Below are 21,115 nucleotides of genomic sequence, written 5' to 3' on the forward strand. Positions count from 1 at the left end.
TCTACCTCATTCCGCCGGAGTGGCTGCCACGGCCTGTTTGCGCGCACCCACCGCCACGCGGTAGCGGCGGTCCGACAGGCTGAGAAGCCCGCCAAGCGCCATGATGATCGCGCCGCCCCAGATCCAGATCGCGAAGGGTTTGATATAGGTGCGCACTGCCCAGCCGCCATCCTCCTGCGGATCACCGATCACCAGATAGATATCGCGCAGGAAGCCGGTATGGATCGCGGCCTCGGTGGTGGGCATGCCCTCGGTCGGGAAGACCCGCTTCTCGGGATGCAGCACGGTCACGATATCGCCGCCGCGTTTGACGGTCATGGTGGCGGTGGTCGCGGTATAGTTGGGGCCTTGGCGGCGGTGCACCTCGTCGAGCGAGATCTGGTAGCCCGAGACCTCGAAAGGCTGGCCGATCTGGGCCACGCGGATATCCTCGGTCTGGCCCGCGGTCAGAAGACCAACGCCCATGATGGTGACGGCAAGCCCCGAATGCGCCAGCGATTTTCCCCAATCGGCGCGCGGCAGGCGGGTCAGGCGGGCGGGCGTGCGGCCCGCGCGTTGCCACAGCTCGGCCATAGCCCCCAGAATGATCCATGCGCCAAGGAAGGTCGCGATCAGCGCCATCATCGAGCGTCCGGTCTCGAAGGTCCAGGCCAGCCCCGCAATCGCCAGTGCCAGCACGAGCACGGGGATCAGCGGCCGCAGCACCCGACCCATCTTGGCGCGTTTCCACGGCATCATCGCCCCCACCGGCAGGATCAGCGCCAGCGCGATGAAGAAGGGCGTGAAGCTCTTGTCGAAGAAGGGCGCGCCCACCGACAGCTTGCGGCCCCAGAACATTTCGGCCACCAGAGGCCAGATCGTGCCCACAAAGACCACGAGCGCGGCAATCGCCAGAAGGATATTGTTGAGCACCAGCACATTCTCGCGCGAGAGCAGGGAGAACACGCCGCGCGCCTGCATCGCCCCCGCACGGAAGGCATAAAGCGTGAGCGCCCCGCCGATGAAGATGCCCAGAATGATGAGGATATAGATGCCGCGCTGCGGGTCATTGGCAAAGCTATGCACAGAGGTGATGACACCCGAGCGGACGATGAAGGTCCCGATCAGCGAGAAGCCGAAGGCCAGAATCGCCAGAAGGATCGTCCAGCTTTTCAGCGCCTCGCGCTTTTCCACCACGATGGCACAATGCAGAAGCGCCGCCGCCAGAAGCCACGGCATGAAGGAGGCGTTTTCCACAGGATCCCAGAACCAGAAACCACCCCAGCCCAGCTCGTAATAGGCCCACATGGAGCCAAGCGCGATACCGACAGTCAGGAAAATCCACGCCGCCAGCGTCCACGGGCGCACCCAACGCGCCCATGCCGCATCCACGCGCCCCTCGATCAGGGCCGCCACCGCAAAGGAGAAGGCCATCGAGAGCCCGACATAGCCCAGATAGAGGAAGGGCGGGTGGAAGGCCAAGCCCGGATCTTGCAGGAGCGGGTTCATGCCGCGCCCGTTCATCGGCGGATTGGCCATGCGCAGGAAGGGGTTGGAGGTGAAGAGGATGAAGATCAGGAAGGCCACCCCGATAAGCCCCTGCACCGACAGCACCCGCGAGCGCAGCCGCGCGGGCAGATTGCCGCCAAACCATGCCGCCGCCGCCCCGAAGAGCGACAGGATCAGCACCCATAGCAGCATCGAGCCCTCGTGGTTCCCCCAGACGCCCGAGATCTTATAGAGCATCGGCTTGTCGGTATGGCTGTTCTGGTAGACCAGCGAGACCGAGAAATCCGACACGACAAAGGCATAGGTCAGCGCGAAGAACGAGGTCGCGATCAGCAAAAACTGCACGGTCGCCGCCGGCCCAGCCACCGCCATCCAGCCGCGCCAGTTCTTCTGCGCCCCGATCATCGGCACGACGGATTGGATAATGGCGACGAACAGCGCCAGAATGAGGGTGAAATGACCGAGCTCGGCAATCATACGCGGGGGCCTCCTATTGCGCGGGCACCTTACCGCTCACGCATGGTCAGGGAAAGCACCCGACAGATCACAACCGCGAATGCAGGGTTGAAATACGCGCCGCCTATCCGAGGGCGGTCGGGCGATGCGTCCCCAGAAGCAGGCTGGTCTCGCTGCGGCGCACCCCGTCAAAGGCGCGGATCACCAGCAGAAGGTCATCGAATTCCGGCAGAGCGGGCGCTCCGACTTCGACCAGAAGATCCCATTGGCCATTGGTGGTATGCACCGCCTGCACCAATGGCAGGCCCAGCAGGTTCTGCACGATCTGATCGGTCTGGCGGCCATCGATCTCCAGCATCATGATGCCCCGCACCGCCGCCTGCGGCGCATCCGAACGGGTGGTCACCGAAAAACCGGTGATCTCGCCGCGCGCGACCATCTTCTCGATCCGCGAGCGCACCGTGGCACGCGACAGATTGAGCTGGATCGCCAGTTCGGACACCGCCGCGCGACCATCGCGACGCAGTGCCGCAATCAGACGACGATCCGTCTCGTCGAGCGGATCCGTATGGACGCTCTCACCTTTCATGAACCACCTCGGGGTCTTATGGATTTTGCAACAGACACCGCATTCGCGGGCTGTCCTTGCACAAGCAGGACTTCTTACGCGGCGTATCTGCTGAATTTACGAGCATTAAGCAAGCTAATTCTCTTCCCCTCCCCCGCTGCCGGATCTAGCCTGCCCCGACCCGTCTTGTTCAACCGGAGTGAGCCTCCATGCGCCCTGTCCTGACCGCCCTTCTCCTCCTCCCTCTCGCCGCCTGCCAGAGCACGCCTGCCGCCGATCCGCTCGCGCCGCTGGTCGTGGGAGAAACATGGCAGATCACGCAGATCGGCGGGAGCCCCGTGCCGGAGAGCGCCGACGTCACGCTCCTGCGCGCCGAGACGGGACAGATCGCGGGGCGTTCGGGATGCAACCGCTACAGCGCGCCGGTCGAGGCCCGCGCGGGCAAGCTGCATATCGGGGCGCTTGTTGGCACCCGCATGATGTGCCCCGCCCCGCAGATGCAGATCGAACAGGCGTTCCATACGGCTCTTGGCCGTGTGGATGGGGTCCTCCCTACGGCGGACGGAATCGCCCTGCAGGCGGATGGTGAAACGGTGATGACCGCGGTCAGACCTGCGGACTAATCGCGGAGGCATCCATCACCGTCTCCATTGCGACATAGGTCGTGGTCGAGGACACATGCGGCAGCGCCGAGATCTTCTCGCCCATCACGCGCCGGTAATCGGAGATATCACGGGTGCGGACCTTCAGCAGGTAATCGAACCCGCCCGCGATCATATGGCACTCCTCCACCTCGGGCAGCGCACGCACCGCGCGGTTGAAGGCCGCCAGCGAAACCTCGCGCGTATCGAGAAGCCGCACCTCGACAAAAGCCACATGGCTCAGCCCCATCCGGATCGGGCTGAGCACGGCGCGATAGCCCTTGATCACGCCCAGTTCCTCGAGCCGCTTCATCCGTGCCTGCACTGGCGTTTTAGTCAGCCCGACACGGCGGGCCAGTTCGGTCACCGAGATCCGGCCCTCCTCGGAAAGGGCCGCGAGAATCTTCTGGTCGTAATTATCGAGATCCGGCAGATCATTTGGCATGTCAATTTGCTTATCTTTGGTTTCTTCGTCCAATAATCACCAATCAATAGGCAAAACAAAAGGCATATTCGCGCTACTGTGGATCAAATCCCTTGTTCGAGGCCCGCCATGACCAAAATTTCATCTCCCCTCGCCGAACCGGCACTGGATCTGCGCCAGATCGACGCCCTGACCCTGCAACCCGAAGAACCCCTTCTGGACCGTCTGATCGCACAGGCCGCGCTGGATGAGGCCGCACGGGCCAAGATCACCGCACGCGGGGCCGAGCTGGTGCGCCGCATCCGCGCCGATAGCCGTCCGGGCCTGATGGAAGTGTTTCTGGCGGAATATGGTCTCTCGACCGAGGAAGGCATCGCGCTGATGTGTCTGGCCGAGGCGCTGTTGCGCGTGCCCGATGCCGATACGATGGATGCGCTGATCGAAGACAAGATCGCGCCCTCGGATTGGGGCAAGCACTTGGGCCATTCCGCTTCGCCGCTGGTCAATGCCTCGACTTGGGGGCTGATGCTGACGGGCAAGGTGCTCGACGACCGCCCGCCGGGGATGGCAGGCCATCTGCGCGGCGCGATCCGCCGTCTGGGCGAGCCGGTGATCCGCAAGGCCGTGGGCCGCGCGATGAAGGAGATGGGCCGCCAGTTCGTGCTGGGCGAGACCATCCATTCCGCGATGCAACGCGCCAAGAAACAGGAAGCCAAGGGCTATTCCTACAGCTATGACATGCTGGGCGAGGCCGCCCGCACCATGAAGGACGCCAAGCGCTACGAGGAAGATTACTCGAACGCCATCGACGCCATCGCCACCAACTGCCGCAAGGGTCACCTCTATGACAACCCGGGCATCTCGGTGAAATTCTCGGCGCTGCATCCGCGCTACGAGATCGCCAAGGAAGAGCGCGTGATGGCCGAGCTGGTGCCGGTCGTGCTGCGTCTGGCGCAAAAGGCCGCCGCCGCCGATATGAGCTTCACCGTCGACGCCGAAGAAGTCGACCGCATGACGCTGTCGTTCAAGGTGATCGAGGCGGTTCTGGCCGATCCCTCGCTTGCGGGGTGGGACGGCTTTGCCGTGGTGGTGCAGGCCTATGGCCGCCGCTGCGCACAGGCGCTCGATTGGCTATACGATCTGGCGGGCCGCCACGACCGCAAGATCATGGTCCGTCTGGTGAAGGGCGCCTATTGGGATGCCGAAGTGAAGCGCGCGCAGGTAATGGGGCTCAGGGATTTCCCCGTTTTCACGCGCAAGGCCTCGACCGATGTCAGCTATATCGCCAATGCCCGCAAACTGCTGAGCCTGCGCGACCGCATCTATCCGCAATTTGCCGGCCATAACGCGCATACCGTGTCCGCCGTTCTGGAAATGACCGAGGGCGAAGACCGCCGCAATTTCGAGTTCCAGCGCCTGCATGGCATGGGCGAGCGTCTGCATGATATCGTGCTGGGCGATCTGAAGACCCGTTGCCGGATCTATGCACCCTGCGGCGCGCATCGCGACCTGCTGGCCTATCTGGTGCGTCGTCTGCTGGAAAACGGCGCGAATTCCAGCTTCGTGAACCAGATCGTCGATGAGGATGTGACCCCCGAGGAAGTGGCCGCCTGCCCCTTCGCGCAGGTCGAGACCACCCGCCATGTGGAAAACCCGATCCTGCGCAAGCCCGAGGCCCTGTTCGGCACCCGCAAGAACTCGACGGGCTTCGATCTGACCGAGCGCGAGGCTCTGGCCACCATTGATGCCGCCCGTGCGCCCTTCAAGACCGCCCGTTTCGAGGCTCACCCGCTGATCGCAGGCACCGTCCAGCCGCTGGCCGCCGTGGCCGCGCTCAACCCCGCAAGCGGCGAGGTGATCGGTCAGGTGCTTAATGCCTCGGAAGCCGATGTCGAGACCGCCCTTGCCGCAGCCCAGCCTTGGACCGCCTCCGAGACCGAGCGTGCCGAGGTGCTCAACCGTGCCGCCGCGCTTTACGAGGCGCATTACGGCGAGCTGTTTGCGGCACTCGCCCGCGAGGCCGGCAAGATCCAGCTCGATGCTGTGGCCGAACTGCGCGAAGCGGTCGATTTCCTGCACTTCTATGCCCATAACATCCCGATGAATGCGCAGGCGCGTGGCATCTTCGCCTGCATCAGCCCGTGGAACTTCCCGCTGGCGATCTTCACCGGGCAAGTGGCGGCTGCTCTGGCCACCGGCAATGCCGTGCTGGCCAAACCCGCCGAGCAAACGCCGATCATCGCGACCCTCGCCGTGAAACTCCTGCATGAGGCCGGTGTGCCGCGCGAGGCGCTGCAACTTCTGCCCGGCGATGGTGCCACGGTGGGCGCGCGCCTGACCTCGGACGCGCGGATCAATGGCGTGGCCTTCACCGGCTCCACCGAGACCGCCAAGATCATCCGCAAGGCTATGGCCGATACGATGGACCCCGGCGCACCGCTGATTGCGGAAACCGGTGGTCTGAACGCGATGATCGTGGATTCTACCGCCCTGCCCGAACAGGCGGTGCGCGACATCCTCGTTTCGGCCTTCCAGTCGGCAGGCCAACGCTGCTCGGCCCTGCGCTGCCTCTATGTGCAGGAAGATATCGCGCCGACCATTCAAGAGATGCTGTTCGGCGCGATGGACGAGCTGTCGGTGGAGAACCCGTGGGATCTGGACACCGATGTGGGCCCCGTCATCGACGATGAGGCCGCAGGCATCATCCGCGACCACGTCGCGACCGCGCGCGCCGAGGGCCGTGTCCTGAAGGAGATCGGCGCTCCCGCACAAGGCCATTTCTGCGCCCCAGTCGCCATTCGTGTGAACGGCATCGAAGAGATGACGCGCGAGATCTTCGGCCCGGTGCTACATATCGCGACCTTCAAATCCGACGAGCTGCATAAGGTGGTCGATGCGGTCAATGCCACGGGCTACGGGCTGACCTTCGGGCTGCATACCCGCATCGACAATCGCGTGCAGGAAGTCACCACCCGCATCCATTGCGGCAATATCTACGTCAACCGCAACCAAGTGGGCGCGGTCGTGGGCAGCCAGCCCTTCGGTGGCGAGGGGCTCTCGGGGACCGGCCCCAAGGCGGGCGGCCCCGACTATCTGTGGCGCTTCACCACCTCCGCCCCCTCGGACAAGCCACAAGAGGCGCGCTCGCTTCCGGGGCCCACGGGCGAGTCGAACCGCCTGACGCTGCATGCCCGCGCGCCGCTGCTGTGCATGGGCCCCAGCGCCGAGGATGCCCGCAACCAGAAAGCCGCCGTCGAGGCGCTTGGCGGTGTGGCCGAGGTCGCGACCAATGTGACGCCTGACGGGCTGACCGCGAAACGCGGCATCTCGGGCGCGCTCTATTGGGGCAAGCCGGAAGAGGCGCGCAAATATGCGCAGGCGCTCGCCCGTCGTGACGGCCCGATCCTCGCGCTGATCACCGGCCATCCCGATGTGGGCCATGTCTGGCACGAGCGCCATATCTGCATCGACACCACGGCAGCGGGCGGCAATGCCCAGCTTCTGGCCTCGGCAGGCGCCAAATAACCACAGATGGCCTCCCCTCGCGGGAGGCCATTTTACTTGCAGCCCCCCTGATGCGGGCTACTCTGGACCGAACCGGAGGAGCCACCCATGATCGTCGACCCCAAAGCCCCGCAAACCGTCAGCTGCCATTGTGGCGCCGTGACACTCGACATCGTCCTAGCTGACGGATTGAACACCGCCCGGCGCTGCGACTGCTCGTTCTGCCGCAGACGCGGCGCCGCGGCGGTCTCGGTGAAACTCGATGATCTGACGGTCACACAGGGCGAGGAGAACCTGACCGTCTACCAGTTCAACACCAACACGGCGGTGCATTATTTCTGCAAGACCTGCGGGGTCTATACCCATCACCGCCGCCGCTCCGACCCCACCCAATACGGCGTCAATCTCGGCGCCATCGAAGGCGTGAACCCGCGCGACTGGGAGCCGATCCCGTGGGTGGACGGCATCAATCATCCCTCTGACAGATGACCCGCTCCGAGCGGCTGCTCCAGCTTCTGGATATCCTGCGCCGCCATCGCCATCCCGTCACGGGCGTCGCTATGGCGCAGGAATTGGGCATCAGCCTGCGCACGCTTTACCGTGATATTGCAAGCCTTCAGGGCCAAGGCGCGCCGATCGAAGGCGAGGCGGGCCTCGGCTATGTTCTGCGTGAAGGGTTCCTGTTGCCGCCGCTGACATTTCCGGTCGAGGAACTGGAGGCGCTAGTAATGGGCGCGCGCTGGCTGGCGACCAAGGGCGACGAAGATATGGCACGCGCGGCCGAAAGCGCGCTCGCGCGGCTGCGCGCCGTGGTGCCGCCTGCGCTGCGCACCGAGATGGACCTCACCACATTGGTGGTGGGTGGCCCGCGCCCTGCCCCCGATCAGGTCAGATCGGACGCGCTGCGTCAGGCGATCCGCCAGCAGCAGAAGCTGCGCATCACCTATCGCACGGGCGAGGGCGCCCTCTCCGAGCGGGTGATCTGGCCGGTCGCTCTGGCGTTTTTCGACCAGTCGCGCGTGCTCCTCGGCTGGTGCGAGCTGCGCGGGGATTTCCGCAGTTTCCGCACCGACCGGATCATGGCGGCAACCGCCACGGGCGCGACCTACCGCCCGCCGCGCAAGAAACTGTTCGATGACTGGCGCCGCGCACATGGGCTGATGGCTGCTGACAGAAACTGACACAGGGGCACGCTAGGAAGGCTCCATTCACAAGGAGCACATCATGCGAACCACCCTCTTTCTCTATGTCAGCGATATCGCGCGGTCCTGCGCTTTTTACGAGGCGGTTTTCGGCCAGAAGCCCGTCGAGCAACGCGATCTTTTCGCGCTGTTCCTCCTGCCCGACGGACAGACGCTGGGGCTTTGGCAGACGGGCAATGTCATGCCTGCCCCCAATGGTCAGACCGGAGGCTGCGAGATCGGCTTCAGATGCGAGGCCGGGGATCTCGAGGGAGAGTTCCTCCGCTGGCAGACGCTCGGCCCTGTCCTGATGGCACCGACAGACCTGCCCTTTGGCCGCAGTTTCATGATCGCCGATCCGGATGGCCACCGTCTGCGGCCCTATGCGCTGGCCGCCTGATCACTTCAGCAGGCTGTCCTTCGACGCGCGGCGGTTCATCCCGCCGCGATTTGCCCGACGGGTATCATGCCCGTCCTGACAGTCGACGCAGAGCTTCACACCCGCAATGGCCTTGCGCCGCGCCTCGGGGATCGGCTCGTCGCATTCCACGCAGAATTCGGCGCTCTCGCCCACAGGACCGCGGCGCTGGCGCATGCGGGCCAGTTCGTCCTGAACCGACGCCTCGATCTGTTCGTTCACGGCCCCGTCGCGGGCCCATCCTCCTGCCATGGCGGATACCTCCTGCACTCAAGATGGTCAGGATAGGGGCGTGGCTCAAGGGCGCAGGCCTGCGGCAGACACCCGATGTTCGAATATCGACATAAAAACGCCCCCGCCAAAGGCAGGGGCGTCGATCAATGTTGCAAAAAGGATCAGCTGCGCAGGCTGCCTTTGGTCGCTTTGGTGACCTTGTCGATGATCTTGGCGGAAACCGCCTCGATATCCTTATCGGTCAGGGTCTTCTCGCGCGGCTGCAGGCGGACGCTGAGGGCGATGGACTTCTTGCCCGCCCCCATCTGTTCTTCCGCTTTCGAACCGGTGAACTGGTCGAAGACATTCACCGCCTCGATCAGCGCCTTATCCGCGCCCAAGGCTGCATTTACCGCCGTCAGGACCTCGGTCTTGGCATCCACGACAAAGGCGAAGTCACGTTCGACCGCCTGCAGGTCGGACATTTCGAGCGCCGGACGCGAGGGGCCCTTGGCTTTCGGGAAGGGCACATTTTCCAGCCAGATGGTGAAGGCCACCGCCGGACCTTTCACGCCCATCTCGCGCAGAACCTTGGGATGGATCTCGCCAAAGGCGCAGAGCGCGTTCGGCCCGAGCGCCATCACACCCGACCGACCGGGGTGCCACCAGCCAGCGAGTTTGCGGTTGATCTGCACCCGCGCGGGCGCACCGATGGCCGCCAACACGGTCTCGGCATCGGCTTTGGCATCGTAAAGATCCACCGGACGGCGCGAGCCGAAGGGGTCACGCGGGCCTGCTTGGCCCACCAGAAGCCCCGCAACCTGCAGATGCTGCTCGCCCGGCTCGCCGCCGGTGAAGGCGGGGCCAACCTCGAAGAGCGCCAGATCACCCGCCCCGCGCGCCTGATTGCGGGATGCGGCCTGCAGCAGCCCCGGCAACAGGTCGGGGCGCAGATGGGTCATTTCGGAGGAAATCGGGTTCTGCAGCTTCGTCGCGTCCTGACCGCCGCCGAACAGCGTGGCGGAGGCCGCATCGATGAAGCTATAGGTCACGCATTCATTGTAACCCGCGCCCGCAATGGTGCGACGTGCCATCTTCTCGCGGCGCTGAAGCGGCGTGAGAATGGCCTCGGGGACACCTGCGGTCTCGCGCGCCATCGGCTTGCCTTCCAGCTGCGAGAGCGAGGCGATACGCGCCACTTCCTCGACCAGATCGGCCTCGCCAAGAATATCGGGACGCCAACTGGGCGGGGTCGCCATATCACCATCCAGCGTGAAACCGAGCGCCTCGAGCGTTGCGCGTTGGGTCGCCTCGGGGATTTCCATGCCCACAAGGCTGATCACGCGGGCGGGGTCGAGCTTGTAAGCGCGCTCCACCTGCGGCATCGCGCCATCGGACACCACATGGCTTGCCTCGCCGCCGCACAGGTCGAGCACCATCTGCGTGGCCAGCTCCAGCCCGTCCAGCGTGAAGGCCGGATCGACGCCGCGCTCGAACCGGTAGCGCGCATCGGAATTGATCTTCAGCGCACGGCCCGTGGCCGCCACGGTGATCGGGTCCCAATAGGCGGATTCGAGGAACACATCGACGGTCTCGAACTCGGCGCCCGAGGCCGCTCCGCCCATCACACCGGCAAGGCTCTCGACGCCATTGTCATCAACGATCACCATCTGGCCTTCGCGCAGGGTATAGGTTTTCTCGTCGAGCGCGGCAAAGCTCTCGCCCCCCTTGGCGGGCTCGATACGCAGGCCACCGGCCACTTTGGCGGCATCGAACACATGCAGCGGGCGGTTCAGGTCGAAGGTGAAATAGTTGGTGATATCGACCAGCGCCGAGATCGGACGCAACCCGATCGCCTCGAGGCGCTTTTTCAGCCAGTCGGGGCTCTCGCCGTTTTTCACGCCACGGATCACGCGACCTGCGAAATAGGGGCAGCCCTTGGATTTCAGTCCCGCGTCGATCGACACGGAGACGGGGCTGTCGAAGCTGCCCGCAACCGGCGTCACCACCAGCGGCTTCAGCTTGCCCAAGCCGCGCGCGGCCAGATCGCGTGCGATCCCGCGCACGCCGAGTGCATCGGGGCGGTTCGGGGTGATCGCGATATCGATCACCGGATCGACCGCCGCGGGATTGTTCACCGCCAGCCAGTCGACGAATTTCTGGCCGACCTCGCCCGAGGGCAGTTCGATGATGCCGTTATGCTCGTCCGACAGCTCCAGCTCGCGCTCGGAGGCCATCATGCCGAAGCTCTCCACGCCACGGATCTTGCCGACCGACAGGGTCACATCGAGGCCGGGCACGTAATCGCCAGGCTTGGCCAGAACAACGGTGATACCTTCGCGGGCATTGGGCGCGCCACAGACGATCTGTGTCTCGCCCTCGTCGGTGGCCACTCGGCACACACGCAGGCGGTCGGCATCAGGGTGCTGCTCGGCATGGACCACTTTGGCGATGGTAAAGCTGGCCAGCTTGGAGGCGGGGTCGATGACCTCTTCCACCTCGAGTCCCAGATCGGTCAGTGCATAGAGGATCTCGTCAAGGCTTGCCTCGGTGTCCAGATGCTCTTTCAGCCAGCTCAGCGTGAATTTCATGGGTCAACCCTTCGTCTATTCCCCGTACGGGATGCGGGCCTGTCCTAGCCGATAAGGGACCCGATGGGAAGGTCAGTCCTGCCGCTTCGCGACATCCTTTGCATCGCCCATCTGCAAAAGCCGGATTTCGCGGACCAGACGGATCGTCGGCTTGGCGGCAAACAGGATCGAGCCGATCAGGAACAGCCAAGTGCCGGGTGTCATCCATGCCTCGGAGAAGAACATGACCGACCCCACAACAAAGCAGAATGCCGCCCCGAAATCGACCAGCGTATAGGCGAGTTCATAGGCGGCATAGAGCTTGCGTTTTTCATGTGAATCACCGCGTTGATCGCGGTGAAACAGTGGCTTTCCGGATATTTTCATCGAGCACCCGTTAGTGGGCGTGCTCTCCCGCCTCGCTGGCAGCGGCCTTGAAGACCGAGCGGAAGATCACGCTGACCAGAACGATCACCAGCTCGACAAAGATTAGGCTGAGCATATCGAAATTCCAGCCGAACGACCCCATCATGATCCCGAAGACCACATGCATCGCGGCCACGACAAACATCACGGCGTCATATTTCATGCCCAGATCATAGTTGCGCTCGTTCATCGTCTGGCGTGTATCGGCCCAGGCAATGACCAGCGTGACACAGATACCGGTAGCGAAGGCCATATAGCTTGCCAGCGGCGAGATGTTATCCACCCCAATGGCCAGCAGGAAGATGAACAGGATTACCCCGCCAAGGCTTGCCGCACCGATGCGGGTGATCCCCGCCTCATACTCCGCGTCGCGCGTGCGCGTCGGGCCCTTGCCCCAGACATATAGCTGGCCCGCGAGGCTGACGACACAGCCCAGCACCATCAGAAATATCAAACCACCCCAGCTCATGAGATCCCTCCGGTTCGTCAATTTGCGTTTCCATCGACCATAGCGGGCCATGGCGGTGCGGCTAGCCACTTGGCGTGAAGTTGATGACCAAGCTGTTAATATCGGGGCAAACCGTCGGCGGGATGCTGCTCGTTGCCCATTTCTTGGGCAGAGCTTTCGCCTGGGTAGAAATGCGCAATGCCGCTCCCGAAGGCGCGGCATTGTGCGAAAGCGTAAAGAAGATCAGCGGCTCAGGCCGCCCAGAACGCTGGGCATATCCTGCGGCGCAAAGCCGTAATGTTTCAGCCAGCGCAGATCGCTGTCAAAGAATGCGCGCAGATCGGGGATGCCGTATTTCAGCATCGCCAGACGGTCGATCCCGATCCCGAAGGCAAAGCCCTGATATTGGGTAGAATCCACGCCAGCAGCCTCGAGAACCTTGGGGTGGACCATGCCGGAGCCCAAGATCTCCATCCAGCCGTCGCCTTCGCCGATCTTCAGCTGTTTGCCTTCCCACGAGCACCGGATATCGACCTCGGCCGAGGGCTCGGTGAACGGGAAATGCGAGGCGCGGAAGCGCAGCTCGACATTATCGACCTCGAAGAAGGCCTTGCAGAACTCTTCCAGCACCCATTTCAGGTTCGCCATCGAGATGTCGCGGCCGATCGCCAGCCCCTCGATCTGGTGGAACATCGGCGTATGGGTCTGGTCCATATCCATGCGGTAGACACGGCCCGGCGCGATCACGCGGATCGGCGCGCCTTTTTCCTGCATCGCGCGGATCTGCACGGGGCTGGTATGGGTGCGCAGCACATGCGGCGGGCGGTCATCGCCCTCGTCGCGATGCATGAAGAAGGTGTCATGCTCTTGGCGGGCGGGGTGCTCGGGCGCGATGTTGAGCGCGTCGAAATTATGCCAGTCATCTTCGACCTGCGGTCCTTCGGCCACCGAGAAGCCCATATCCGCGAAGATCGCGGTCACCTCATCCATCACCTGAGAGACAGGGTGGATGGTGCCCTGGCGGCGCGGACGGCCCGGCAGGGTAACATCGAGCCACTCGTCTTGCAGGCGCGCCTCGAGAGCCGCATCGGCCAGCGCCTGTTTCTTCTCGCGCAGAGCGGCGTCAATCTCGTTTTTCAGCTCGTTGAGGGCCTTGCCGAAGGTCTGCTTTTCTTCCGGACTCATCTTGCCCAGCTCGCGCATCATCAGGCTGATTTCGCCTTTTTTGCCAAGCCCAGCCAGACGCAGCTCTTCCAGAGCTGCCTCATCCGCGGCATCCGCCACGCCGGAAAGATACTTCGTGCGAAGCTGGTCGAGATCGTTCATCTGCCTCTCCATAATGTCGGAGCCGTTGCTAGCCCTGTCAGGGGCGAAATTCAAGCGGCTCTCGCGCAGAACCCCGCCCGAAGCCGCATTCACTCTGCCAAGGCGATGGTCTGGGGAAGCTCGGCATGCGGACCATAAGTATACATCAGCACGCCCGAAAGCATTCCAACGGCAAAAAGCGCGTAGGCCGCAAACATCACGCGACGTCCGACCACTGCATTATACCAGCCCGACCGGCGCTTCGTGACCACGCAATCGATCATCAGATACATTGGCAGCGTAATCGCGAAAGCCGCTGCATATTGCACGAAGGGCAGCCAGAGCGCATCCCCCTGCCCGAACTGATTGGCGATCCCGTGGCAGAGCGCCAGCCCCAGCCAGTGGTTAAGATACAGCGGAAAAGAAATCCCGCCCAAGAACTTACCCACAGAAGACCGCGGGCCGCTTTGCGACAGCGCCAGCACAACCGATACACAGAACAATGCCTGCACTGCGGGCGGCACAGAGACATCCACAGGTCCAAACAACAGGAAACCAAGCCCGAGAGCCACTAACACTGTCAGTCGCCGCACCCACGGACGCTCCGTGAGGTCATAGTCGCGCTGCAAGATGGCAGCCAGAACGCCCAGAGCAATATTTCCGAAATAGGGGTAGACCGACAAAAGCACCGCAGAGACCACAACCCAAGTCAGTGCTTTACGCCCCCATGGCAGGCCAATGATCACCAAGGGCGCCCAAAGATAGAATTGCTCTTCGACGGCAAGGCTCCAGAACTGGTTACCGGACCCGTCGAGCGGCATTTCGAATTTCGCCACGGGGAAAATGGTGAAAATCTGGTGGGTGAAGGTCAGATCCATCACCAGATATTTCAGCCAGAAAAAGCCGGTGCCCTCGCGCACAGCGGCGGCGGTGTAAAGCAGTGCGACTGCCGCAGCGTAGGGCAGCCAGATCCGCGTCGCGCGATTGAAGAAGAAATGTGGCAGATCCGTCACCGAGGTCCGAAGCAGGATCGACCCGATCAGCCAGCCGCTCAGCGCAAAGAACACCCCTACCGACAGACCTCCGGCGTGTCCCGGTATACCTGGCAGATGCGCATGGACCATGACCACCAGCGACGCCAATACAAAACGCAGCCAGTCGAACATCGGGTACGAAGCCAGCTTCGTCGTTTTCGAATTGCCGGCTGCAAGGAAATTTTTCCGGCCTAGACCACTAGCGAGCATAATCACTCCTGCGGGGCTGAAATGGTGAAAATAAATTCAAATTAAATAAAGCACGTTTGCTGCGCTGCAGCAAGCTTCTGTCGGAAACGACGCTTAACACATGCAAAAGCCCGCACCTTTCGGTACGGGCTTTCAAGAACTCATCGGTGCGGCAGCGATCAGGCTGCTGCTTTTGCCTGTGCAACGATTGCAGCGAAGGCTTCCGGCTCGTGGACGGCCAGATCGGCGAGAACCTTGCGGTCCACTTCGATACCGGCAACTGCGAGCAGGTTGATGAATTTCGAGTAGGTCATTTCGGCGTCGATTGCGCGGACACCTGCGTTGATACGCTGGATCCAGAGCGAGCGGAAATTACGCTTGCGCGCCTTACGGTCGCGGGTTGCGTACTGGTTTGCCTTGTCGACGGCCTGAGTGGCGGTGCGGAAGTTACGCGAGCGCGAGCTGTAGTAACCTTTTGCGGCCTTCAGGACCTTCTTGTGACGGGCGTGGGTGACCTTACCGGATTTAACGCGTGCCATAGTTCAAGTCTCCCAGTATCAGCGGTTGTACGGCATGTATTTTTTGACGATTTTCTCGTCGGAGTCGCACAGGACCATGGTGCCAGCGGTGTTACGAATGAACTTCGTGGTCCGCTTGATCATGCCGTGGCGCTTACCTGCGTGACCAACTTTGACATGGCCGTTCGCGGTGAACTTGAACCGCTTCTTGGCAGCGGATTTGGTCTTCATCTTGGGCATTTCCGTCTCCTTAACGTAAGAGGGGTTTACGCGCGACTCGGCATGCCTCGTGGCCGGCCGCGCGGCCGTCTAGAACGCGCCTTCTAGAAAGGTTCGGGATCTATTGCAAGCCTTATTTCAAGCCCTCCGCCCCTTCAGGAGCCTACTCCCGAAAGAACCTGCGCCACCACACGGGCCACGGCATCGGGGATATCGCCCCAGCCATAACCCTCAGGCGCGATGAGGAATGCCACAAGAACCAGAACGCCGCCCAACACCGCCGTAACCGCCGCAAATCTGGGCGGCTGCATCTCGGAGTAGGCCGAAACCCCCGCTGGAGCAGCAAAGACCAGAACCAGCAGACCGAAGGTCAGACATATATCCGCCAGCATCGACGCACCCTCACGACCGTCCCTGTAAAAGAGACCCACCCCGGACAGCGTATGTCCGGGGTGGGGATTAGGCTAGAGGGTTTCGCGCGCCGCGGACGCGCCGTCAGGCGCGCCGGGCGACAATGGTGGCCTTATTCCGGCTCGGTGCGGAAGATCTGGCGCTCGTCGCAGGGCGCCACGCGCAGGATGTTGGTCGTGCCTTCGACATTGAAGGGCACACCCGCCACCACGACGATCTGGTCGGTTTCTTCGGCCAGCCCCACATCGCGCACCGCGCGGACCGCATTGACCACGGCCATCTTGAAGCGACCAACCTCTTCGGATTTGATCGCATGCACACCCCAAGTGAGGCAGATCTTGCGCAGTGTCTTCGTCACCGGAGACAGTGCGACGATCGGCACCTGCGGACGCTCGCGCGCCACCAGACGCACCGAGGTCCCCGTCTGGGTGTAGCAGCTGATCGCCGCGATATCGGTGGTCTCCGCGATCTCGCGGGCTGCGGCCACGATCCCGTCCGCAACGGTCTGACGACGCGCAGCGGTGAAGGTCCGGCTGGAATTGATGACCTCTCGATAGGTCGAATCGCCTTCGACCTGCTCGGCGACATTGTTCATCGTCTTGACCGCTTCGATGGGATAGCGGCCCGCCGCAGATTCCGCCGACAGCATCACCGCATCCGCACCTTCGTAGATGGCGGTCGCCACATCGGAGACCTCGGCGCGGGTCGGCATCGGGCTCTCGATCATCGATTCCAGCATCTGCGTCGCGACGATCACGGGCTTGGCTGCCGCACGCGCCTTGCGCACCAGCTTCTTCTGGATTGGCGGCACGTTCTGCACAGGCAGTTCGACGCCAAGGTCACCCCGCGCGACCATGATCCCGTCGGAGACCTCAAGGATCTCGTCATAGGCTTTCACGGCGGCCGGTTTCTCGATCTTGGACAGAATGAGAGCACGGCCCTGCGCCATAGCTCTCGCCTCGAGCACGTCATCGGCACGCTGCACGAAGCTGAGCGCGAGCCAGTCGGCGCCCAGCTGGCAGGCGAATTCCAGATCCTTCTTGTCCTTGGGCGACAATGCGGGGATCGGCAGAACCACATCCGGCACGTTCACGCCCTTGCGGTTGGAGATGGTCCCTCCCACTGTCACGGTGCAATCGGCGAAATCCGGACCGCATTTCTCGACCTTCAGGCGGATCTTGCCGTCATTGACCAAAAGCGTGGTGCCAGCCTCGAGAGCTGCAAAAATTTCGGGATGGGGCAGACAGACGCGGGTCTTGTCCCCGGCGGTCTCGTCGAGATCTAGACGGAAGGCATCGCCCTCCACGAGATCTTCCGACCCCTCTGCGAACACCCCGACGCGGAGCTTGGGACCCTGAAGGTCCGCCAGCACGGCGATCGGGCGCCCCAGATCTTCTTCAACCTGACGGATGATGTCGTAGCGCGCGCGCTGCTCGTCATGCGTCCCGTGGCTCATGTTCAGGCGGAACACATCGGCTCCGGCTTCGAACAGACCGCGAATGGTTTCATAATCGGAAGATGCAGGGCCCAGAGTGGCGACGATCTTTACTTTGCGAAGGCGTCTCATGCGACCTCGTTGGCTAGGAATTACAATTTAGTCGTGGGCCGGCCCAAGGTATTGCGCAATTTTGTCGCAGGATCAACTGGCACTTCGGGGCAGGCTCGCTTATTCACGTCAATGCAGTAATAAAACTAAGAATACGTGACATCGGACGCTTCCCCATGACCGCACCCCCGACCAACCCTGCCTTCCTTATCCACGGCATCGACCGAGCGTCGCGCTGGCTGATTACCTGTGATCACGCCACCAACCATGTGCCCGACTGGATCAATGGCGGCGATCTGGGGCTGCCGCCCGAAGATATGGGGCGCCATATCGCCTATGATCCGGGCGCGCTGGGGGTGGCCCGTGCACTGGCCGATCTCATGGGCGCGCCGATGATCAGTTCGGATTTCTCGCGGCTCGTCATCGACCCGAACCGCGGCGAGGCCGACCCCACGCTCCTGATGAAGCTTTATGACGGGACGATCATCCCCGCCAACCGCCATGCCGACCGCACCGAGAAGGCCCGCCGTCTGGAGCGCCTGCACCGCCCCTATCACGCGGCGCTGGAGACACTTGCCGCGCGACGCGAGGATACCGTGATCTGCGCGATCCATTCCTTCACACCGCAGCTGCGCGGACGCCCGCCGCGGCCGTGGCAGGTGGGGATCCTGTCGGACCCGCGCGACCGCCGTCTGGCCGAACCGCTGATCGCGGCGCTACATGCCCAACATATCCCGACCGGCGATAACGAACCCTATAAAGGCCATCTCGCGGGCGACTCCATCGACCGCCATGCGCTGCAATCGGGACGCCTCAATACGCTGATCGAACTGCGGCAGGACCTGATTGTAACGGAAGAGCAGCAGAAGGGTTGGGCCGCGCGGCTTGCTCCGCTTCTGACACAGGCATTGGACAGCCTCCAGAACCCATAACAATCATACCCGAAGCACCCAACTGTTTCCATAAGCTGCGATTTTTACCCCTGTATTCGATTAAGATTGACTAAACCATAAACGAAGTGCTCCAAAAGGTTCCATTATAGTTTGTGGAACAGGTTATGGGCGCGCTTTTACTTCTCTCGCTTCTTCCGATGGCATTCACCTGGGGCGTTTACGATCACTTCAAGGATGATGAGGACGATGACGACCATCATCAGCAGCTCGATTCAGGCGCGGATGAGTCCGACGACAACGTAGTCGCGAATGATACTACGACAGATACCGACAGCTCCGGCGCAGACAGCTCGGACGGGGACGCAAGCGACGCGGACGACACAGCCACCGATGATGACGTGACTGACGACGACAGCGTAGCCGTGGATGACAGCACCACAGGTGACGACAGCTCCGACGGGGATGCGAGCGACGCGGAAGACACAACCTCCGACGATGATGCGACCGATGACGACAGCGTAGCCGTGGATGACAGCACCACTGGTGACGACAGCTCCGACGGGGATGCGAGCGACGCGGAAGACACAACCTCCGATGATGACGCGACCGATGACGACAGCGTAGCCGTGGATGACAGCACCACTGGTAACGACAGCTCGGACGAGGATGCGAGCGATGCGGACGACACAGCCACCGATGATGACGTGACCGATGACGACAGCGTGGCCGTGGATGACAGCACCACAGGTGACGACAGCTCGGACGAGGATGCGAGCGATACGGACGACACAGCTACCGATGATGACGACAGCGTGGCCGTGGATGATGGCACCGGCGACAACACCGCCGCTGAAGAAACCGTCGAGGACACGAGCCCCGTCCTGCAGGTGAGCGCCTCCGGTGAGGTCACGCAAGGCACTGCGGGGCGCGACTGGATCCACGGCAGCGATGGCAGCGACACGATCCTGGGCAATGATGGTGACGACACGCTCATGCTCGAAGGCGGCGATGACAGCAATGCGGACGCGCTCGACACGCTCGATCTCGACGCGCTCGATCTCGACTCGGTCGACCCCGGTGATCCGGATGCCGTGGGCGATGCGCTCGGGGATCTGGTCAATTCGCTCGAGGACGAGGGCTTCTTCGGCGGCTCGGGCGGAGATGGCGACGACTATATCGATGGCGGCGCGGGGAATGACGCCATTCTGGGCGGGGATGGCGATGACACACTGCGCGGCAATATCGGCAGTGACGTTCTGGTCGACACGAGCGGCGAGGACTCCCTCAATGGCGGCTATAACGATGATCTTCTGGTCGCGCTCGATCAGCAGGCTGGCCAGTCCGATACGCTGGAAGGTGGCGCGGGCGATGATCTGCTTGTGGGCGATGACGGGGACGAGATGACCGGCGGGGCTGGCAACGACGCGTATATCGTCAGCACCGTCACGGGCGGCGGCGACCCTGTGACCATTACCGATTTCGGCACGGCTGCCAGCGGGGATGACCCCGAAGCTCTGGAACTCGTGTCCGATGAGGCGCCGAACGGCTTCACGATCTCGGCGGATTCGAACGGCACAAGCGTGAAGATCGATGGCGAGACCGTGGTCTATCTGGATGGCGTGACGGAAGACCTCGAAACGCTGAGCCAGCAGATCTCGCTCTACAGCGTCACAGCGGACGAGTATTACTCGCCGACAATCGAAGTGACCTCGGCCATCTGACCCCGCGCAGCAATGCAAAAACCCCGGTCTTGCGGCCGGGGTTTTCTTTTGTCTGAAGATATGCGGATCGCAAAGGATCAGATCGCCGATTTGGCGCTTTCTTCCAGATAGATCTCGCGCAGGCGCACGGCGACGGGGCCGGGCTTGCCGCTCGCAACCGGCTTGCCATCCACTTCGACGACCGGCGTCACGAAGGCCGAGGCCGAGGTGAAGAAGGCCTCATCAGCGGCTTGTGCTTCCTCAATAGTGAAGGGGCGCTCCTCGATGGTCATCTGCGCTTCGCTCGCATAGCGCAGCAGCGCCGCACGAGTGATCCCGTGCAGGATGTCATTCGACAGCGGGCGCGTGATGATCTTGCCGTTTTTCACGATATAGACGTTATTCGACGAGCCTTCGGTCACGAAGCCGTCCTCGACAAACCATGCATCATCCACATGCGCTTTCTTGGCCGCCATCTTGGCCAGCGACGGGTAGAGCAGCTGCACGGTCTTGATGTCGCGACGGTGCCAACGCAGATCCGGCACGGAAATGACCTTGATGCCTTTCTTGGCCTTGGGGTCATCCAGCAGGCCGTTCTTGGCTTGGGTATAAAGCACTACGGTCGGCTTCACATCGGCGGGCGGGAAGGCGAAGTCGCGGTCACCGGCATTGCCGCGCGAGATCTGCAGGTAGATGCCGCCGTCGATGAACTCGGGATTGCGTGCGATCAGCTCGCGGTGGATCTCCAGAAGCTCTTCGCGGCTGAGCGGGTTCTGCATCTCCAGCTCGTTCAGCGAACGGGCAAGACGCTTCACATGGCCCTCGAAATCCCACAGCTTGCCGCCGATCACGGCAGTCACCTCATAGACGGCATCGCCCATGACAAAACCACGGTCGAAGATCGAAACCTTGGCCTCTTCTTCGGGGATATACTCACCGTTGAGATAAACAATACGGCTCATC

Annotated in this window: 21 protein-coding genes; 7 read left to right on the plus strand and 14 right to left on the minus strand. The window is 62.6% G+C overall.

Going from position 1 to position 21,115, the window contains the following annotated elements; genetic code table 11:
• Positions 1–6 precede the first annotated feature (6 nt).
• Both ABEB22_RS04695 and ABEB22_RS04700 read right to left on the minus strand, forming a co-directional pair.
• Positions 7–1,965 (minus strand): heme lyase CcmF/NrfE family subunit, encoded by a 1,959-nt coding sequence (locus ABEB22_RS04695; protein WP_406870935.1) that lies wholly within the window; start codon positions 1,963–1,965, stop codon positions 7–9.
• A 103-nt stretch (positions 1,966–2,068) separates the two neighbouring features.
• Positions 2,069–2,533, minus strand: a complete 465-nt coding sequence (locus ABEB22_RS04700) for an Lrp/AsnC family transcriptional regulator (protein WP_339114027.1) — start codon at positions 2,531–2,533, stop codon at positions 2,069–2,071.
• A 188-nt stretch (positions 2,534–2,721) separates the two neighbouring features.
• On the opposite strand from ABEB22_RS04700, the gene ABEB22_RS04705 reads away from it, so the two are divergent.
• Positions 2,722–3,135, plus strand: a complete 414-nt coding sequence (locus tag ABEB22_RS04705; RefSeq protein WP_406870936.1) for an META domain-containing protein — start codon at positions 2,722–2,724, stop codon at positions 3,133–3,135.
• Here ABEB22_RS04705 and ABEB22_RS04710 read toward each other — a convergent pair.
• Positions 3,119–3,598, minus strand: a complete 480-nt coding sequence (locus tag ABEB22_RS04710) for an Lrp/AsnC family transcriptional regulator (protein ID WP_339114025.1) — start codon at positions 3,596–3,598, stop codon at positions 3,119–3,121. The genes ABEB22_RS04705 and ABEB22_RS04710 overlap by 17 nt on opposite strands.
• A 108-nt stretch (positions 3,599–3,706) precedes the next feature.
• Here ABEB22_RS04710 and putA point away from each other — a divergent pair, with 108 nt between their 5' ends.
• The 4 genes from putA to ABEB22_RS04730 all read left to right on the plus strand — a co-directional run bounded on the left by putA (position 3,707) and on the right by ABEB22_RS04730 (position 8,662).
• Positions 3,707–7,102, plus strand: a complete 3,396-nt coding sequence (gene putA, locus ABEB22_RS04715; protein WP_406870937.1) for a bifunctional proline dehydrogenase/L-glutamate gamma-semialdehyde dehydrogenase PutA — start codon at positions 3,707–3,709, stop codon at positions 7,100–7,102.
• 87 nt (positions 7,103–7,189) lie between these two features.
• Positions 7,190–7,570, plus strand: coding sequence for a GFA family protein (locus tag ABEB22_RS04720; protein WP_406870938.1), 381 nt, complete (start codon positions 7,190–7,192; stop codon positions 7,568–7,570).
• Positions 7,567–8,262: a YafY family protein gene (locus ABEB22_RS04725; protein ID WP_350936604.1), complete on the plus strand. Its 696-nt coding sequence runs from the start codon at positions 7,567–7,569 to the stop codon at positions 8,260–8,262. The genes ABEB22_RS04720 and ABEB22_RS04725 overlap by 4 nt, the downstream gene beginning before the upstream one ends.
• Before the next feature lie 43 nt (positions 8,263–8,305).
• On the plus strand, positions 8,306–8,662 hold the full coding sequence (locus tag ABEB22_RS04730; RefSeq protein WP_339114021.1) for a VOC family protein: 357 nt from the start codon (positions 8,306–8,308) through the stop codon (positions 8,660–8,662).
• Here ABEB22_RS04730 and ABEB22_RS04735 read toward each other — a convergent pair whose 3' ends face one another.
• The 10 genes from ABEB22_RS04735 to pyk form a co-directional block, all read right to left on the minus strand.
• The gene (locus tag ABEB22_RS04735) at positions 8,663–8,932 is read right to left on the minus strand and encodes a DksA/TraR family C4-type zinc finger protein (protein ID WP_406870939.1); all 270 of its coding nucleotides are present in this window, start codon (positions 8,930–8,932) and stop codon (positions 8,663–8,665) included.
• A 143-nt stretch (positions 8,933–9,075) separates the two neighbouring features.
• On the minus strand, positions 9,076–11,484 hold the full coding sequence (pheT, locus tag ABEB22_RS04740; protein WP_406870940.1) for a phenylalanine--tRNA ligase subunit beta: 2,409 nt from the start codon (positions 11,482–11,484) through the stop codon (positions 9,076–9,078).
• A 72-nt stretch (positions 11,485–11,556) separates the two neighbouring features.
• Entirely contained in the window at positions 11,557–11,850 is a 294-nt protein-coding gene (locus ABEB22_RS04745) for a YrhK family protein (protein WP_339114018.1), read from the minus strand.
• Positions 11,851–11,860: 10 nt separating this feature from the next.
• A complete protein-coding gene (locus ABEB22_RS04750; protein WP_339114017.1) occupies positions 11,861–12,358 on the minus strand; it encodes a hypothetical protein in 498 nt (165 codons plus the stop codon).
• A 222-nt stretch (positions 12,359–12,580) separates the two neighbouring features.
• Complete coding sequence (gene pheS / locus ABEB22_RS04755) at positions 12,581–13,663, minus strand: phenylalanine--tRNA ligase subunit alpha (RefSeq protein ID WP_339114016.1); 1,083 nt, start codon at positions 13,661–13,663, stop codon at positions 12,581–12,583.
• A gap of 89 nt (positions 13,664–13,752) precedes the next feature.
• Entirely contained in the window at positions 13,753–14,808 is a 1,056-nt protein-coding gene (locus ABEB22_RS04760; protein WP_406870941.1) for an acyltransferase family protein, read from the minus strand.
• Positions 14,809–15,044: 236 nt separating this feature from the next.
• A complete protein-coding gene (rplT, locus tag ABEB22_RS04765) occupies positions 15,045–15,404 on the minus strand; it encodes a 50S ribosomal protein L20 (RefSeq protein ID WP_339114014.1) in 360 nt (119 codons plus the stop codon).
• A gap of 18 nt (positions 15,405–15,422) precedes the next feature.
• Complete coding sequence (gene rpmI / locus ABEB22_RS04770; protein WP_339108460.1) at positions 15,423–15,623, minus strand: 50S ribosomal protein L35; 201 nt, start codon at positions 15,621–15,623, stop codon at positions 15,423–15,425.
• Positions 15,624–15,757: 134 nt separating this feature from the next.
• Positions 15,758–15,994 carry a hypothetical protein gene (locus tag ABEB22_RS04775; RefSeq protein WP_339114013.1) on the minus strand — a complete coding sequence of 79 codons (237 nt, stop codon included), beginning with the start codon at positions 15,992–15,994 and terminating at the stop codon, positions 15,758–15,760.
• A 131-nt stretch (positions 15,995–16,125) separates the two neighbouring features.
• Positions 16,126–17,580, minus strand: a complete 1,455-nt coding sequence (gene pyk, locus ABEB22_RS04780) for a pyruvate kinase (protein ID WP_339114012.1) — start codon at positions 17,578–17,580, stop codon at positions 16,126–16,128.
• Between the two features lie 155 nt (positions 17,581–17,735).
• Between pyk and ABEB22_RS04785 the strand changes: the two genes are divergently transcribed.
• The gene (locus ABEB22_RS04785) at positions 17,736–18,491 is read left to right on the plus strand and encodes an N-formylglutamate amidohydrolase (RefSeq protein ID WP_339114011.1); all 756 of its coding nucleotides are present in this window, start codon (positions 17,736–17,738) and stop codon (positions 18,489–18,491) included.
• 125 nt (positions 18,492–18,616) lie between these two features.
• Positions 18,617–20,173 (plus strand): calcium-binding protein, encoded by a 1,557-nt coding sequence (locus tag ABEB22_RS04790; RefSeq protein WP_406870942.1) that lies wholly within the window; start codon positions 18,617–18,619, stop codon positions 20,171–20,173.
• Between the two features lie 77 nt (positions 20,174–20,250).
• Here the strand turns inward: ABEB22_RS04790 and ABEB22_RS04795 are convergent, their stop codons facing one another.
• On the minus strand, positions 20,251–21,114 hold the full coding sequence (locus ABEB22_RS04795; protein WP_350936621.1) for a D-amino-acid transaminase: 864 nt from the start codon (positions 21,112–21,114) through the stop codon (positions 20,251–20,253).
• Position 21,115: the final 1 nt, after the last annotated feature.

Source organism: Thioclava sp. 'Guangxiensis' (genome assembly GCF_045348365.1).
In the GTDB taxonomy this organism is placed as follows: Bacteria; Pseudomonadota; Alphaproteobacteria; order Rhodobacterales; family Rhodobacteraceae; genus Thioclava; species Thioclava kandeliae.

Excerpts from the sequence above, each read along its gene's own strand:
- ABEB22_RS04720 (WP_406870938.1), top strand. The coding sequence starts at position 7,190 with ATGATCGTCGACCCCAAAGCCCCGCAAACCGTCAGCTGCCATTGTGGC.
- ABEB22_RS04790 (WP_406870942.1), top strand. The coding sequence starts at position 18,617 with ATGGGCGCGCTTTTACTTCTCTCGCTTCTTCCGATGGCATTCACCTGG.
- ABEB22_RS04750 (WP_339114017.1), bottom strand. The coding sequence starts at position 12,358 with ATGAGCTGGGGTGGTTTGATATTTCTGATGGTGCTGGGCTGTGTCGTC.
- ABEB22_RS04700 (WP_339114027.1), bottom strand. The coding sequence starts at position 2,533 with ATGAAAGGTGAGAGCGTCCATACGGATCCGCTCGACGAGACGGATCGT.
- rplT (WP_339114014.1), bottom strand. The coding sequence starts at position 15,404 with ATGGCACGCGTTAAATCCGGTAAGGTCACCCACGCCCGTCACAAGAAG.
- putA (WP_406870937.1), top strand. The coding sequence starts at position 3,707 with ATGACCAAAATTTCATCTCCCCTCGCCGAACCGGCACTGGATCTGCGC.
- ABEB22_RS04775 (WP_339114013.1), bottom strand. The coding sequence starts at position 15,994 with ATGCTGGCGGATATATGTCTGACCTTCGGTCTGCTGGTTCTGGTCTTT.
- ABEB22_RS04795 (WP_350936621.1), bottom strand. The coding sequence starts at position 21,114 with ATGAGCCGTATTGTTTATCTCAACGGTGAGTATATCCCCGAAGAAGAG.
- pyk (WP_339114012.1), bottom strand. The coding sequence starts at position 17,580 with ATGAGACGCCTTCGCAAAGTAAAGATCGTCGCCACTCTGGGCCCTGCA.
- ABEB22_RS04695 (WP_406870935.1), bottom strand. The coding sequence starts at position 1,965 with ATGATTGCCGAGCTCGGTCATTTCACCCTCATTCTGGCGCTGTTCGTC.
- ABEB22_RS04725 (WP_350936604.1), top strand. The coding sequence starts at position 7,567 with ATGACCCGCTCCGAGCGGCTGCTCCAGCTTCTGGATATCCTGCGCCGC.
- ABEB22_RS04705 (WP_406870936.1), top strand. The coding sequence starts at position 2,722 with ATGCGCCCTGTCCTGACCGCCCTTCTCCTCCTCCCTCTCGCCGCCTGC.
- ABEB22_RS04730 (WP_339114021.1), top strand. The coding sequence starts at position 8,306 with ATGCGAACCACCCTCTTTCTCTATGTCAGCGATATCGCGCGGTCCTGC.
- pheS (WP_339114016.1), bottom strand. The coding sequence starts at position 13,663 with ATGAACGATCTCGACCAGCTTCGCACGAAGTATCTTTCCGGCGTGGCG.
- rpmI (WP_339108460.1), bottom strand. The coding sequence starts at position 15,623 with ATGCCCAAGATGAAGACCAAATCCGCTGCCAAGAAGCGGTTCAAGTTC.
- ABEB22_RS04735 (WP_406870939.1), bottom strand. The coding sequence starts at position 8,932 with ATGGCAGGAGGATGGGCCCGCGACGGGGCCGTGAACGAACAGATCGAG.
- ABEB22_RS04710 (WP_339114025.1), bottom strand. The coding sequence starts at position 3,598 with ATGCCAAATGATCTGCCGGATCTCGATAATTACGACCAGAAGATTCTC.
- ABEB22_RS04745 (WP_339114018.1), bottom strand. The coding sequence starts at position 11,850 with ATGAAAATATCCGGAAAGCCACTGTTTCACCGCGATCAACGCGGTGAT.
- ABEB22_RS04785 (WP_339114011.1), top strand. The coding sequence starts at position 17,736 with ATGACCGCACCCCCGACCAACCCTGCCTTCCTTATCCACGGCATCGAC.
- pheT (WP_406870940.1), bottom strand. The coding sequence starts at position 11,484 with ATGAAATTCACGCTGAGCTGGCTGAAAGAGCATCTGGACACCGAGGCA.
- ABEB22_RS04760 (WP_406870941.1), bottom strand. The coding sequence starts at position 14,808 with ATGTTCGACTGGCTGCGTTTTGTATTGGCGTCGCTGGTGGTCATGGTC.